General features: G+C 69.6%; 14 protein-coding genes. 8 read left to right on the top strand and 6 right to left on the bottom strand.

Going from position 1 to position 14435, the window contains the following annotated elements; all coding sequences use genetic code 11:
* The first annotated feature begins 211 nt into the window (after nucleotides 1-211).
* From GCL72_RS01490 to GCL72_RS01460, 7 genes are all read left to right on the top strand, one after another.
* Nucleotides 212-1222: an ABC transporter substrate-binding protein gene (locus GCL72_RS01490; protein ID WP_153142944.1), complete on the top strand. Its 1011-nt coding sequence runs from the start codon at nucleotides 212-214 to the stop codon at nucleotides 1220-1222.
* Nucleotides 1223-1276: 54 nt separating this feature from the next.
* Nucleotides 1277-2251: an ABC transporter substrate-binding protein gene (locus GCL72_RS01485; RefSeq protein WP_153142943.1), complete on the top strand. Its 975-nt coding sequence runs from the start codon at nucleotides 1277-1279 to the stop codon at nucleotides 2249-2251.
* 232 nt (nucleotides 2252-2483) lie between these two features.
* Nucleotides 2484-3296, top strand: coding sequence for an ABC transporter permease (locus GCL72_RS01480; protein WP_153142942.1), 813 nt, complete (start codon nucleotides 2484-2486; stop codon nucleotides 3294-3296).
* A complete protein-coding gene (locus GCL72_RS01475) occupies nucleotides 3293-4081 on the top strand; it encodes an ABC transporter permease (RefSeq protein WP_153142941.1) in 789 nt (262 codons plus the stop codon). The genes GCL72_RS01480 and GCL72_RS01475 overlap by 4 nt, the downstream gene beginning before the upstream one ends.
* The gene (locus tag GCL72_RS01470) at nucleotides 4071-4934 is read left to right on the top strand and encodes an ABC transporter ATP-binding protein (RefSeq protein WP_153142940.1); all 864 of its coding nucleotides are present in this window, start codon (nucleotides 4071-4073) and stop codon (nucleotides 4932-4934) included. Before GCL72_RS01475 ends, GCL72_RS01470 begins: the two co-directional genes overlap by 11 nt.
* A gap of 19 nt (nucleotides 4935-4953) precedes the next feature.
* Nucleotides 4954-6357: a vanillate/3-O-methylgallate O-demethylase gene (gene ligM / locus GCL72_RS01465; RefSeq protein WP_153142939.1), complete on the top strand. Its 1404-nt coding sequence runs from the start codon at nucleotides 4954-4956 to the stop codon at nucleotides 6355-6357.
* Nucleotides 6358-6516: 159 nt separating this feature from the next.
* A complete protein-coding gene (locus GCL72_RS01460) occupies nucleotides 6517-7740 on the top strand; it encodes an MFS transporter (protein WP_153142938.1) in 1224 nt (407 codons plus the stop codon).
* On the opposite strand, the gene GCL72_RS01455 is transcribed toward GCL72_RS01460, so the two are convergent.
* The 4 genes from GCL72_RS01455 to GCL72_RS01440 all read right to left on the bottom strand — a co-directional run bounded on the left by GCL72_RS01455 (nucleotide 7731) and on the right by GCL72_RS01440 (nucleotide 11351).
* The gene (locus tag GCL72_RS01455) at nucleotides 7731-8225 is read right to left on the bottom strand and encodes a MaoC family dehydratase (protein ID WP_153142937.1); all 495 of its coding nucleotides are present in this window, start codon (nucleotides 8223-8225) and stop codon (nucleotides 7731-7733) included. The genes GCL72_RS01460 and GCL72_RS01455 overlap by 10 nt on opposite strands.
* 29 nt (nucleotides 8226-8254) lie before the next feature.
* Complete coding sequence (locus GCL72_RS01450; protein WP_153142936.1) at nucleotides 8255-9442, bottom strand: acyl-CoA dehydrogenase family protein; 1188 nt, start codon at nucleotides 9440-9442, stop codon at nucleotides 8255-8257.
* A gap of 4 nt (nucleotides 9443-9446) precedes the next feature.
* Complete coding sequence (locus GCL72_RS01445; RefSeq protein WP_153142990.1) at nucleotides 9447-10292, bottom strand: amidohydrolase family protein; 846 nt, start codon at nucleotides 10290-10292, stop codon at nucleotides 9447-9449.
* Nucleotides 10293-10403: 111 nt separating this feature from the next.
* Nucleotides 10404-11351 (bottom strand): SDR family NAD(P)-dependent oxidoreductase, encoded by a 948-nt coding sequence (locus GCL72_RS01440; protein WP_153142935.1) that lies wholly within the window; start codon nucleotides 11349-11351, stop codon nucleotides 10404-10406.
* A 162-nt stretch (nucleotides 11352-11513) separates the two neighbouring features.
* Here GCL72_RS01440 and GCL72_RS01435 point away from each other — a divergent pair, with 162 nt between their 5' ends.
* On the top strand, nucleotides 11514-11969 hold the full coding sequence (locus GCL72_RS01435; protein WP_153142934.1) for a MarR family winged helix-turn-helix transcriptional regulator: 456 nt from the start codon (nucleotides 11514-11516) through the stop codon (nucleotides 11967-11969).
* A gap of 28 nt (nucleotides 11970-11997) precedes the next feature.
* Here GCL72_RS01435 and menE read toward each other — a convergent pair whose 3' ends face one another.
* Together menE and GCL72_RS01425 are read right to left on the bottom strand one after the other, a co-directional pair.
* Nucleotides 11998-13509 (bottom strand): o-succinylbenzoate--CoA ligase, encoded by a 1512-nt coding sequence (gene menE / locus GCL72_RS01430; RefSeq protein ID WP_153142933.1) that lies wholly within the window; start codon nucleotides 13507-13509, stop codon nucleotides 11998-12000.
* 136 nt (nucleotides 13510-13645) lie between these two features.
* Complete coding sequence (locus tag GCL72_RS01425) at nucleotides 13646-14395, bottom strand: PP2C family protein-serine/threonine phosphatase (RefSeq protein ID WP_153142932.1); 750 nt, start codon at nucleotides 14393-14395, stop codon at nucleotides 13646-13648.
* Nucleotides 14396-14435 lie beyond the last annotated feature (40 nt).

Raw genomic sequence — 14435 nt, 5'->3', positions numbered from 1 at the left:
GTCGTCCAGGCCTAGTGTGACCCAAGACACGCCGGAGGTCCGCAGGCGGGGAGCACCGGCAGCCGCCGACGCCGCAGGCTCGCCCGGAGTCGTCAGCACGACCCGACGGCACGGAGTCGGAGCAGCTCCCGGAGCGACGGCGAGCACCGACCTGCTCCACCTCCGACTCCGCTCACGCGTCACTCGCCCACCGCCGAAGGAGAGTTCCCCGATGACACGCTCCACCCTTCCATCACTGACAGCCTTGTCTATTTTCGGAGGCCTGACACTTGTGCTCAGCTCGTGCGGCTCCGGAGGCGACGCCCAGGACGACGGAGGCTCTGCGCCGGGAGACGGCGGCGAGCTCACGCCGATCGAAGTCGGCGTCCTACCGATCGTGGACAACGCCGCGATCTACCTCGGCCAGGAGGAGGGCTTCTTCGAGGACGAGGGCCTCGACCTCACCCTCACCCAGGCCCAGGGCGGCGCGGCACTGCTGCCGGCCGTGGTCGGCGGCGAGATGAACTTCGGCTTCAGCAATGTCACCTCGCTGGTCATCGCCGAGTCCCGAGGCCTCGACGTCGAGATCCTCGCCGGAGGCAGCGGCACCACCGGAGACCCGGACGAGGACTTCGCCGCAGTCGTCGTCCCGGACGGCTCCGACATCACCGAGATCACAGATCTGGAAGGGGCCAGCATCGCGGTGAACACGCTGAGCAACATCTCGGACTCCACCATCAGCGAAGCGGTGGAGCAGTCCGGCGGCGACCCCTCCACGCTGGACTACGTGGAGATGCCGTTCCCGGATATGGCCGGCGCGCTGAGCAGCGGAGACGTCGACGCCGCCGCGGCCGTGGAGCCGTTCCAGACGCTGATCCTCGACGACGGCGGCCGGGCGATCTTCTCGAACTACGCCTACCCGGTGGAGGACCTCACCGTGGCCACCTACTTCACCTCCGCGGACTACCTCGACGCCAACCCCGAGGTCGTCGACGCCTTCAGCCGAGCGATGGCCGAGTCTCAGCGTCACGCCGACGAGAATCCGGACGCCGTGCGAGAGATCCTGCCGACCTACACCGACCTGGACGAGGGCGTCATCGACCAGCTGACCCTCTCGCGCTACCCGGCGGCGGTGAACCGGGACTCCCTGCAGGAGATCAACGAGATCTCCGCGAAGACCGGAGTCATCGACGAGGAGATCAACCTGGACGAGCTGTTCAGCGAGCACACCGTCACCGAGTAGCACTGCGCTCGACTGTCGATGCATCGCACCTGACACGGGAGGGGGGCCTTCACCATGGCACGAGCATCACACGGAATCGCACTGATGTGCGCCGCAGCGCTGCTGCTCAGCGGCTGCTCCGGCTCGGCCGACGACGGCGGCGCCGGATCCGGCGAGGACGACGACCTGGTCGAGGTCACGCTGGGTGTGCTGTCCATCGCGCCGTCGGCGGCCGTGCAATACGGCCTCGACGAGGGGATCTTCGCCGAGCACGGCTTGGACGTGACGCTGACGCCCGGACAGGGTGCCGCTGCCATGCTGCCGACGGTCCAGGCCGGAGACATGGACTTCGCCGTGGGCAATGCGCTCTCCGTGCTGGTCGCCGTCGACCAGGGGCTGGACATGCGCATCCTGTCCGGCTATTCGCATTCGTATGCGGAGGGCGACGACATCAACGGCGTCGTCGTCCGGGCGGAGGACGATCTGGAGTCCTGGAGCGACCTGGAGGAGCAGAGCATGGCCGTCAACGTGCTCAACGGCCAGGGCGACCTGACCATCATGGAAGCAGTCTCCCAGGACGGCGGCGACCCCGGGGCGATCGACCTCACTGAGGTCAACTTCCCGGACATGGAGGCCCAGCTGGAGCGGGGCAACATCGACGCCGCCTGGCTCCCCGAGCCGTTCCTGAGTCAGTCGCTGGCGCAGGACGAGTTCGAGCTGCTGGGCGAGCCCAACCAGGAGGTCATCCCCGGCCTGCCGACGATGATCTCGTTCACCTCCGGGCGCTACGCCACGGAGAACCCGGAGGCGGTGGACCAGTTCCAGGCCGCGATGGACGAGACGCTCTCCGCCGCGGAGGAGGACCCGCAGGGCACCGCCTCCGCTCTGGCGAGCTTCCTGGACATGCCCGAGGAGGCCGCCGCCGAGATCCGCATGGAGGAGTACGACAGCGACCCGCGCGTCGAGCAGCTGTCCACGATGGTGGACCTCATGGTCGAGTACGACTTCGTCGACGAGCCTGTCGACCTCAACGAGGTGGTCGTGGAGTGACGAGGAGGCTGATCGGCGCCAGGACCCGCAGTGCGGCGGCGGACTCCCGTCCGGCCGACTCGCGACGGATCTCGCACCGCGGCCGGCGAGGTGATTCACCATCCGCACGACTGTTCGCATTTTCCTATCCAATGGACCATGATGCGCATCACTCCTCGGGCTGTTCCATCATGGCACCAGACCGAGAAGCGACGAGTCCCCATGGCCACCATGTGCGGACCGAGGAGGAGACGTGACGCGTGGATCCCGGGGAAGGCCGCGCAGCGGGGACCCTGCGTGGAGAGCGCCGCTGCTGGGGCTCGCCGGCATCGCCGGCTCTCTGCTCATCTGGGAGCTGCTGCCTCGCGCGGGCGTGATCGACGGCAGGTACCTGCCCCCGGCCAGCGAGGTGATCGCCGCGGCGATCGGCAATCTCGGCTCGAGCATCTTCTGGTCCGACGTGTACGACACGATGCTCGCCTGGGCCGTCGGGCTGAGTCTGGCCGCGCTGACGGCGACGGCGACCGGCCTGCTGGTCGGGATGAGCCCGTTCCTGCGCCGCTATACGCACTCGACCATCGAGTTCCTGCGCCCCATCCCCTCGGTGGCGCTGATCCCGCTGGCCGTGCTGTTGTTCGGCATCGGCATCGAGTCCGCCCTCATGCTGATCATCTACGCCTGCTTCTGGCAGGTCCTCATCCAGGTGCTCTACGGAGTCGCCGATGTGGACACGGTGGCGATGAACACCGCCCGCTCCTACGGGTTCAGCCCCCTGCAGCGCGTGCGGGACGTGGTCCTTCCGACAGTGCTGCCGTACTTCATGACCGGGATCCGGCTCGCGGCGGCGGTGGCGCTGATCCTGGCGATCACCGCCGGACTCGTCATCGGCTCGCCGGGGCTCGGCAGCGCCATCAGCCGAGCTCAGCAGGGCGGGGCCATCACCGGGATGTACGCGCTGATCCTGGCCACCGGCATCCTGGGCGTGCTCATCAACCTGGCCGCCAGATGGGTGGAGCGCCGGGCGCTGTCCTGGCACACATCGGTCCGGGCGGAGCTGGCCGCATGAGCATCGCCCGACGCCTCCTCTCCACCGCCCTGGCGCTCTTCGCGCTGCCCGTCCTGCTGCTGGCCGTCTGGTGGGGCTACACCCTGGGCGGCAGCAGCTTCTTCGTCCCGGAACCGGTGCAGCTGGCCGACACCTTCGTCAACACCTGGATCACCGGCGAGCGGCTGACCGAGGACGTGCTGCCCAGCCTGCAGCGTCTTGTGCTGGGGCTCTTCCTGGCCATCGTGCTCGGCGTGCTGCTGGGGCTGCTCGTCGGGCTGAACAAGACCGCCCGCTCGCTGACCGAACCGGTCTTCGAGTTCTTCCGCGCGCTGCCGCCGCCGGTTCTCATCCCCGTGCTGATGCTGACCATCGGCGTGGGCACCGAGATGCAGGTCGCCGTCATCGTCTCCGGCTGCCTCTGGCCGGTGCTGCTGAACACCATCGAAGGCGTGCGCGGCGTCGACCCGGTGCAGAGCGAGACGTCGCGGGCGTACGGCATCACCGGCTTCAGCCGGATCCGCCACCAGCTCCTCCCGGGAGCCGCCCCGCCGATCATGGCCGGGGTCCGACAGACCCTCTCCATCGGTCTGATCCTGATGGTCATCTCGGAGATGTTCGCCACCTCGTCCGGGCTGGGCTTCACGATCGTCCAATTCCAGCGGTCCTTCGCGATCCCCGAGATGTGGTCCGGGATCGTCGTCCTCGGCATGATCGGCGTCGCTCTGTCCTTCATCTTCCAGTTCGTCGAACGCCGAGTCCTCCGCTGGTACCACGGTTTGAAAGAGGTGGAGAATGCAGCCTGATCCGGAAGACGCCTCCCCCGCCGCGACGAGCGGCCCAGCCGGCGCCACCCTGCCCGACGAGGAGGCGCTGCTGCGCGTCCGCGGCCTGCAGAAGATCTATCCCGCCGATGCCGGACCCGTCGAGGCCATCCGTGACCTGACCTTCGACCTCGGGCGCGGCGAACTGACCTGCCTGGTCGGCCCCTCAGGATCCGGCAAGACGACGCTGTTGAAATGCATCGCCGGGCTGATGAGCACCAGCGACGGCGACGTGGCCCTCGGCGGGAAGACCATCACCGGACCGCCGAAGAACATGGCCGTGGTGTTCCAGGAGTACGGCCGGTCGCTCTTCCCCTGGCTGCGCGTGGGCGCCAACGTGGAGCTGCCGCTGAAGAACGCCGGAACCCCCAGGGCGCGGCGCAAGGAGCTCGTCGACGAGGCGCTCGAGGCCGTGGGGCTGGAGCACGTGCACAAGTCCTACCCCTGGCAGCTCTCAGGCGGCATGCAGCAGCGTGTGGCCATCGCCCGGGCGATCGCCTACCAGCCCGAAGTGCTGCTGATGGACGAGCCCTTCGCCGCCGTCGATGCGCAGACGCGCGCCGACCTCGAGGACCTCATCCGCTCAGTGTGGAAGAAGCTCGGCGTGACGATCCTGTTCGTCACCCATGACATCGACGAGTCGGTCTACCTGGGGCAGCGGGTGATCATGCTGTCCTCCTCCCCGACGGTCATCCAGGACGACATCGCGATCGACCTGCCGGCGGAGCGCACCCAGCTGGAGACGCGCTCCGATCCGCGCTTCACCGAGCTTCGACACCACGTCTACGAACAGATCCAGCAGGCGAAGCAGGGATTCCGTCCCCGCGGAGCCTGACCCTATGGAAGGAGCATCCATGTCAGCTCAGCACCTTCAGGACGTCCTCGACCAGGCCGACGACACGGTCACCCTCCTGCGGAACTCGCAGATCGGCGCCTACATCTACCCGGTGGTGCCTGCGGAGTTCTCCAACTGGCGCCACGAGCAGCAGGCCTGGCGCACCACCGCTGTGCTGTTCGACCAGACTCATCACATGGACAACCTGTTCATCACCGGCCCGGACGCGCTGCAGCTGATCTCGGACACCGCGGTGAACTCCGTCGCCAATTTCGAGGTCGACAAGGCCAAGCAGTACGTGCCGACCACGCCTGCCGGCCATGTGATCGGCGACGGCATCGTCTTCCGCGAAGCCGAGCAGCGGATCGTCTACGTCGGCCGGTCGCCGGCCGCGAACTGGCTGCAGTACCACGCCGAGACAGGCGGCTATGACGTCGAGGTCGAGGTGGACCGACGGTCGCCTTCGCACCCCATGGGCCGGCCGGTCTCGCGCGCGTACTGGAGGTTCCAGATCCAGGGGCCGAACGCCTGGCAGGTCATCGAGAAGCTGCACGGCGCGCCGCTGGAGAAGCTGAAGTTCTTCACCATGTCCACGATGACCATCGGCGGCAAGCAGGTCCGCACGCTGCGCCATGGCATGGCGGGAGCCCCGGGCCTGGAGATCTGGGGTCCCTATGAGGACTACTTCGAGATCCGCGACACCATCCTGGAGGCCGGCGAGGAGTTCGGCATGGTGCCGGTGGGCTCGCGGACCTATTCGTCCAACACCATCGAGTCCGGCTGGATCCCGTCGCCGCTGCCGGCCATCTACACCGGCGAGGAGCTGCGCGGGTACCGGGAGTGGCTGGGCGCCGACAGCTACGAGGCAGTCAACGCGCTGGCCGGCAGCTTCGTCGGCGAGTCCATCGAGGACTACTACCTGACCCCCTGGGACCTGGGCTACGGCGGCTTCATCAGGTTCGACCATGACTTCATCGGTCGCGCGGCGCTGGAGAAGATGGACCCCGGCGCCCAGCGGCGGAAGGTGACCCTGGCCTGGAACGCCGAGGACGTGAAGAAGATCTGGGGCTCGCTGGTGGATCGCGAGGGCCCGCAGTACAAATACTTCGACCTGCCGATGGCGCAGTACGGCTCGTCGAACTACGACGCCGTGCTGGACGCCGACGGCACCACGATCGGCTTCTCCATGTTCACCGGCTACACCTCCAACGACCGCACGGTGATCTCGCTGGCCACAGTGGACGCCGATGTGCCCGAGGGCGCCGAGGTCACCGTGGTCTGGGGCGAGCCCGACGGCGGCACCTCCAAGCCGACGGTCGAGCCGCATGAACAGACCACCGTCCGGGCCGTGGTCAGTCCGGTGCCCTACTCCGAGGTGGCTCGCACGGAGTACGCGGGCGGGTGGCGCACGGCCCGGACCTGAGCCGCTCCCGCCGCACCGCCTGCCGTGCCCCGGTCTGCTGACGGCCGGGGCACGGTCGTGCGGGCTCCGGTCTGCGGGCTCCGACCGTGCAGCCGCGGACCGGTCCCGATCGCTGGGACGGCCAGTCTGCGGCCCCGCCGTGCCGACTACTTTAGCCCCATGGAGCAGCCGGGGCACCGTGGGCCGTCGCAGCTGATGCTGCTCGCCACGATCCTGGTGGTCGCCGCCAACCTGCGCCCGGCCATCACTGTGGTGGGCCCGCTGATCGAGCGCATCGGGGACGACACCGGGATGGACCCGGCGATGCTCGGCGTGCTCGGTGCCGCTCCGGTCTTCACCTTCGCCGCCGTCTCCCCCTTCGTCCACCATCTCGGCCGCCGCGTGGGGAGGGACCGGGCGATTTTCCTGGCCCTGCTGACGCTCACCGTCGGCACGCTGCTGCGCGCCGTGGAAGTGATCCCCTCCGCGCTGTTCCTGGGCACTGTGCTGCTGGCCGGCTCCATCGGAGTCATCAACGTGCTGGTGCCGATCCTCGTGAAGCAGGACTTCCCCGACCGGGTCCCGATGATGACGGCGACGTACACTGCGGCGCTGACCGCCGCCGCCGCAGCCGCCTCCGGCACGGCGGTGCCGCTGGCCGATGCTCTCGGCTGGCAGGCGGCCCTGGCCGGCACCGGGCTGCTGGCACTCCTCGGCGCCGGGCTGTGGAGCATCCGGCTGTCGCGCCGTCGTCGGTCGAGCGCACCCCGCGCCTCCGAACGTATCCCTGCGGCCGCCGGCGAGGAGCGCAGCGTGTGGACCTCCGCCCTGGCCTGGCAGGTCACGCTCTTCTTCGGCCTGCAGTCCTCGATCTTCTACTTCTTCCTGACCTGGATGGCGTCCATCCACACCGCCCAGGGCTTCAGCGAGCGGGCCGGCGGCTACGGGGTGGCGGCCTTCCAGGCCGTCGGCATCGTCGCCACGCTCGTCGTCGGCAGGATCATGCAGCGCCGGGACGACCATCGGCTGGTGGCCGTGGGCCTGGGTCTCGCCATGGCGACCGGCGTGGCGGGGATGATCGTCCTGCCTCCGCTGATGCCGGTCTGGGCGGTGGTCTGCGGACTGGCCTCCACCGCCACGCTGATGCTCTCGCTGACCATGGTCTCGCTGCGCGCCGGCAGCGCGGCCCAGGCCACCCGACTCTCCGGCATGGCCCAAGGGGTGGGCTACCTCATCGGCGGCGCGCTCCCGGTGCTCGCCGGCCAGCTGTTCGAGAGCACCGGATCCTGGGAGCCGCCGCTGTACGCGGCCCTGGTCGTCATCGGGATCTACACCGGCCTGGGGTATGTCTGCGGGCGCGACGTCCGGATCCCGCCGGCGCGGCCGACCTCAGCTCACCGGTAGAAGCGGGTGAGGAACGTCGCCACCACGGCGGGCCGCTCCTGCCCCTCGATCTCGATGGACGCCTCGGCGACGAGATGCAGCCCGTCGCCGGCGACCTCCTTCACCTCGCTGACGGCGACCGTCATCCGCACCCGCGAGCCGACGACCACCGGATTGGTGAAGCGCACTGTGTCCAGCCCGTAATTGACCTTGGTGCTCACCCCGGTGACGTCGAGCAGCTCCGTCCACATCGGGATCAGCAGCGACAGCGTCAGGAAGCCGTGGGCGATCGGGGCGCCGAACGGTCCGTCCTGAGCCCGCTCGGGATCGACATGGATCCACTGATGGTCGTCGGTCGCCGCGGCGAAGGTGTTCACCTGCTCCTGGGTGATCTCCCGCCAGGAGGTCGGCCCGAGCGTGGAGCCCTCCAGCGAGAGCACCTCCTCGAAGCTGACGACGGTCGGAGCGGTGCTGGCCTCGGAACTGTGGCCCTGGGATGCGTCCATGGTTTCTCTCCTCTTCTCGTGCCTCGGTGTCAGGCGAACGCGCCGACCCCCGTCGCCGCCCGCCCCACGACCAGGGCGTTGATCTCGTGGGTGCCCTCGTAGGTGTAGACCGCTTCGGCGTCGGCGTGGAACCGCGCGACGTCGTGGTCCAGCACGATGCCGTTGCCGCCGACGACCTCACGGGCCAGCGCCACGGTCTCGCGCATGGTGCGACACACGGTCATCTTCGCCAGCGCGGAGTCCTCGTCCCGGTACTGTCCGTCCTCCTGCCGGTCGGCCAGCGCCGTGGTCATCGTCAGCGAGGAGGTCAGATTCCCGAGCATGCGCGCGAGCTTCTCCTGGACGAGCTGGAATCCGCCCAGCGTGCGTCCGAACTGCTCGCGCGAGCGCACATAGCGGCGGGCCGCCTCGTAGGCGCCGGCCTGGACGCCGGCGGCGATCCAGGCGACGTCGGCACGCAGGCGGCCGAGCATGACGGCCACGTCGCCGAAGGACTCGACGGCCCCCAGCCGTCGGGACTCGGGCACGCGGACCCCGTCGAGGACGACGTCGGCGTTCTGCATCATGCGCAGCGACGTCTTGCCGCCGATCGTCGTGACCTCCAGCCCCGCCGCGCCGCCGTCGACGAGGAATCCCTTGACCTCGCCGTCGGCGACGTCGCGGGCGAAGACCGCCAGCACCTCGGCGGTGTCCGCGCCGCCGATCCACCGTTTGGCCCCCTCGAGCACCCAGGTGTCGCCCTCGCGGCGTGCCGTGGTCGTCAGCCCCTTCGCGATGTCCGAGCCGTGGTCCGGCTCGGTCAGGCAGAAGACGCCCCGCGTCCGCCAGCTGGTGATCTCCGGATCCCAGGCGGCTGCCTGCCCCGTCGTGCCGCCCAGCCGACAGGCCGTGCGGAACAGCCCGGCCTGCGCATTGAAGAACGTCGCCAGCGAGGCGTCGGTGCGGGCGAGCTCGAAGGTGCGGAACCCCTCGTAGAGGCGCCGCGCCGGCGCACCGTCGAATTCCGGCGGGACGATGAGGTCGGCGTCGATCAGCCGCGGCACCAGCTCGTGCGGGAAGGTCCCGGCCTCCCAGTGCCGGGCGAGCAGCGGCTGAGCATGCTCGTCGAGCACGCCGCGCAGGCGATGCAGCGGGCCGCGCTCCTGGTCGGTGAGCCGGTTCTCCAGGGCGAGCGGATCGCAGAACGGATACAGCCGGTCCTCGGCGCTCTCGTCCATCGGCTCAGCCCGTCCCCTGGGCGAGCCCGAGCAGCCGCGCGGCGTTGTGCTTGATGATCTTCGACCGTGCCTCCGCGCCGATCTCCAGCTGGTCGAAGTCCCCGAACCACTTCTCCGGAGTGATCAGCGGATAGTCGGTGCCGAAGAGCACCCGATCCTGCAGCCTCCGGCCGGCGGCGCGCACCAGCTGCGGCGGAAAGTACTTCGGCGACCACCCGGAGAGGTCGATCCACACATTCGTCTTATGCGCGGCGATCGACAGCGCCTCGTCCTGCCACGGTACGGAGGGGTGCGCCATAATGATCTGCAGCTCCGGGAATTCCGCGGCCACAGAGTCCAGCAGCATGGGGTTGGACCATCCGAGCTTGATGCCGAACCCGCCGGGGAGTCCGGCCCCGATGCCGTTCTGCCCGGTATGGAACAGCGCCGGCACCCCCATCTCCTGCAGGGCGGCGTAGAGCGGCCGATGCGCGGGGGCCGACGGGTCGAAGGCCTGGACCGAGGGGTGGAATTTGAAACCGCGGACACCGTGCTCCTCGACGAGCCGTCGGGCTCGGGCCACCGCCTCCGCGCCCTGGTGGGGGTCCACCGAGCCGAAGGGGATGAGCACGTCCCGGTGTCGCGCCGCGCCGGCGGCGATCTCCTCGATGGAGTTGGGCGGGTGCCCCAGCGCCGTCGTCGCGTCGACGGTGAACACGACGGCGGCCATGCGCCGTTCACGGTACCGTTCGGCGATCGTGTCCAGCGTCGGCGAGCGCTCCTCGGCGGCGAAGTAGGCCCCGGAGGCTTCGGTCAGCGCCGCGGGCAGGGACGGATGCCCGTCGTCGGAGCACTCGATGTGCACGTGCATGTCGATCGCCTCGAGGGCGTCGACGTCGACAGCGGGTTCATAGCGCACGGCGGCCTCCTCTGCCTCGTCCAGCGTCGTCTAGCCTCGTCTGCCGCGTCCGGCCGACGTCCGTCAGGACGCGTCCTTCGGCTGGAGCTCCTCGGGGAGCGGCGGCAGCGTCTCGCCCACCGACTGCCGATGCTCGGCGATCAGCGCGGGAAGCCGCCGCGCGACGGCCTCGCGCGTCCAGCCGCCGTCCTCGTACTCGGTGGACACCGGGCGGGGGTGGCTGAAGATCTGCAGCCGGTCGCCGCCGACGCCGATGACCTGGCCGCTGATGTCGGAGGCCTCGTCGGAGGCCAGGTGGGCGACGACGCCGGAGACGTCGGCGGCGCTGCCGAAGCCCAGATCCCGGCGGAAGAAGGCCGGCACCGGCTCGCCGGCACGCTCGGCCTCGACGGCGGCGCGGAAGTAGGGGACGGTCTCGGTCATCGCCGTCGCGGCCACCGGCACCACGGTGTTGACGGTGACTCCGGCCCGCGCCATCTCCTGGGCCCAGGTGCGGACCATGCCCACGATGCCGGCCTTGGCCGCGGCGTAGTTGGTCTGTCCGAAGGTGCCGTACTGGCCGGTCGGGGATCCGATGGTGATGATCCGTCCGGCGACGCCGTTCTCCTTGAAGTGGCGGAAGGCCTCGCGCACGCAGACGAAGGTGCCGCGCAGGTGCACGCCGATCACGGCGTCGAAGTCCTCGTCGGTCATCTTCAGCAGCGACCGGTCCCGCAGGATGCCGGCGTTGGTCACCAGGATGTCCAGACGGCCGAAGGCCTCGACGGCCCCCTCGACGAGGGCGGTCGCCGTCTCCGCGGATCCCACCGGCGCGACGACGGCGCTGGCCCGGCCGCCGTCCTCGACGATCGAGGCGACGGCGGCGTCGACGGCCTGCTGGTCGACGTCGTTGATGACCACCGCCGCCCCCTGCCGAGCCAGCTCGCGGGCATAGGAGAGGCCGAGCCCCTGACCGGATCCGGTGACGACGGCGACTCTGCCCTCCAGGGGCCTCCGGGCTGCGGAAGTCATGGCGCTCCATCTCTCGTCGACGACAGCTGAGGTACGACGGCGTCCCTCAGCGAGCTATCTCACTCCATTAGAACGACATCCGTTGAATACGTCAATCATTAAGTTCTGTCATAATATGGGCCGGCGCAGGATGAACGGACGATCGCCCGAGGAAGGACCCGCATGACCCCTCCGAGCACCCCGGACGGCGAGCCGTCGACGGCAGGGAGCCCGCTGACCGACGAGCCGCTGTTCCTGATGGCTCGCGCGTCCTCGCTGGGCTCGGCGGCCGCGAACAAGAAGCTCGCCCGCCTGGAGCTGAAAGTGCGCCAGTACTCGGTGCTGGCTCTGGCCTGCAGCGACCCGGCACCGACCCAGACCGAGGTGAGCAGCTTCCTCGTCCTGGACCCCAGCCAGGTGGTGGGCATCGTCGACGGCCTCGAACAGCGCGGCGCCGTCGAGCGCCGCCCCGGTGCGCACGACCGGCGCTCGAAGACCATCCGCGCGACCGCCGACGGACGGCGCCTCTTCGCCGAGGCCCGGAGCCTGCTGAGCGAGTCGACGGCGGATTCTCTCGCCGCGCTGACGGCGGAGGAGCAGGACCAGCTCAACGAGCTGCTGCGTCGCATCACGCTCTGACCCCGCCCCGCGCGGCGCCGGACACCGGTCACGCCGAGGGGCGCCGACCGACGAGCTGGCTCTTGCGCAGCTTGCCGGAGGCTGTGCGGGGGAGGTCCTCGACGAGCGTCACGTGCCGCGGGATCTTGTACCGGGCCAGCCGCCCGTCAAGGAAGCTCATCACCTCCTGCTCCGAGATGGACCGCCCCTCGGCGGCGACGATGTAGGCATGCGGCACATCGCCCCACCGGTCGTCCGGCACGCCGACCACGGCGACCGAGGACACCGCCGGATGCTCGATGAGCGTCGACTCCACCTCGGCCGGGTAGACGTTCTCCCCGCCCGAGACGAACATGTCCTTCAGCCGGTCCGTGACGTAGAGGAACCCGTCCTCGTCACGATGTCCCACATCGCCGGTGTGAAACCATCCGTCGCGGAAGGCCGATCCGGCGTCGGGGCGATTCCAGTAGTCGGTGATCACCTGCGGGCCGGAGACCAGGATCTCCCCTGTCTCCCCCGGCCCCAGATCCTCACCGAGCGGGTCGACGATGCGCACCTCGGTGAAGAAATGCGGCAGCCCGGAGGAGCCGGCTTTCTCCCGAGTCCGCTCCGGCGGACTCATCGTCACGCCCGGAGAGGCTTCGGTCATCCCATAGTTCATCGTGAAGGCCAGGCCGCGGGACTCGTAGGCGTCGAGCACAGTGTGCGGGATGGCCGAGCCGCCGCAGCTCATCCGGCGCAGCGAGCTCAGGTCCCGCCGCTCCCAGTCGTCATGCTCCATGAGCATCTGGAACGTCGTGGGGACGCCCGCGAGGCTGGTGACGCGCTCCCGCTCGATGAGCTCCAACGCACGACCAGGGTCGAACCGGGCCTCCATCACCAGCGCCGCCCCCTTCAGCACCGCCGGGAGCACGCCCATGCCCAGCGAGGCGACGTGGAACATCGGCGAGATCATGAGGCAGACGTCGTCGCCGCGCACATCGGAATCGACCAGCGCGTTGATGCAGTTCCACGTCAGGTTCCGATGCGTCAGCCGGGCCCCCTTGGGCCGCCCGGTGGTCCCCGAGGTGTAGAGGATCATGGCCGTCTCGTCCTCGGCGACGGCGACGTCCTCGCGCCAGGGCTCGGCGAGCCCCGGCGCCGCATCCGTCGCCCCGGACCGCCCGGGCTGCCCGACGGCCCGGCGGGACACCGCCCCGGTCGGGCAGGACTCCGCGGCCAGTGCCTCCAGGGCCTGATCATGAAGGAGCAGCCGCGCCCCGGAATCGTCGAGCTGGAAGGCGACCTCCGGCGCGGCGAGCCGGGTGTTGAGCGGCACGAGGACGCCGCCGACCAGCCAGGCGGCGAAGATGGTGCGGAGGAACTCGACGCTGTTCTCGCCCAGGAAGGCGACGCGATCTCCGGGACCGATCCCTCCCTCGTGCAGCGCGGTCGCCTCACGAGCCGTCTGCTCGGCCAGCTCGCGCCAGGTCAGACGGCAGTCCCCGTCGATCACCGCGAGGTGCTGCCCCGATCGCTCCGCCCGGCGGAGCATCCAGGGGCCCAGTCCCTGGTTGCGCATGCGACGCCCCTATGTGTCACCCATCATCAATCATTGCATTTCTCCATGATTTCTTTCGACACAGATAGTACGTGACGAGCCTCACACAGTCCAGGGGTCGTCTCGGGATGCGCGAAAGGGCGAGGGAGCGAAGGGCTCAGGCCGCCTGCACGTCGACGACGACGACGGTGACGTTGTCCCGCCCGCCGCCGCGCAGCGCCTGATGGATCAGCCAGTCGACCGTGTCCTGGGCCGAGCGTCCGGCGGCGAGGATCCGGGCGATCTCCGCGTCGGAGACCTCGCCGGTGAGCCCGTCGGAGCAGACCAGCAGGCGCTGGCCGGCCTCCACCGGCATGGCGGTGAACTCCCCGCTGAAGGCCTCGCCGGCGCCCAGCGCCCGGGTGATCACATTGCGATTGGGGTGGTTGGGCATCTCCGCGGCGGTGATCATGCCCGACTCGTACATCTCCTGGACCTGCGAGTGGTCCCGGGTGAGCTGACGCAGCCGCCCGTCGGCCAGCAGGTAGGTCCGCGAGTCGCCGATGTTGAAGACCAGCCACTCCCGCCGTCCCTCGAACTCGGCGACCACCGCCCCGGTCAGCGTCGTGCCGGCCTTGGAGTCCGTCTCTCGCCGGATGCGGGCGTCGGCCTCGTGCAGCGCCTCACGCATCGCGGCGTCGTCGATCCGCCCGCGAGCGCGCTCCCAGCCCTCGGCCAGCGCCTGGACGGCGAGCGAGGAGGCGACTTCGCCGGCCTCGTGGCCGCCCATGCCGTCGGCGACGGCGAAGAGCTCGTCGGTGACCACGGAGGAGTCCTCGTTCAGCTCCCGTCGCAGCCCGACGTGCGAGCCGTACCCGTAGTCGAGCGTCAGCTCGGCTCGGGGACGGGAGTGCTGCTCATCGCTCATGCTCGCCCCTTCTTGCTGGCGTGGAGGTGGGAGTTCGCGC

The organism is Nesterenkonia halophila, assembly GCF_009467795.1.
GTDB classification, from domain to species: domain Bacteria; phylum Actinomycetota; class Actinomycetes; order Actinomycetales; family Micrococcaceae; genus Nesterenkonia; species Nesterenkonia halobia.
Note: the sequence above shows the minus strand (reverse complement) of the source record. Positions and strands in the feature narration are given on the sequence as shown.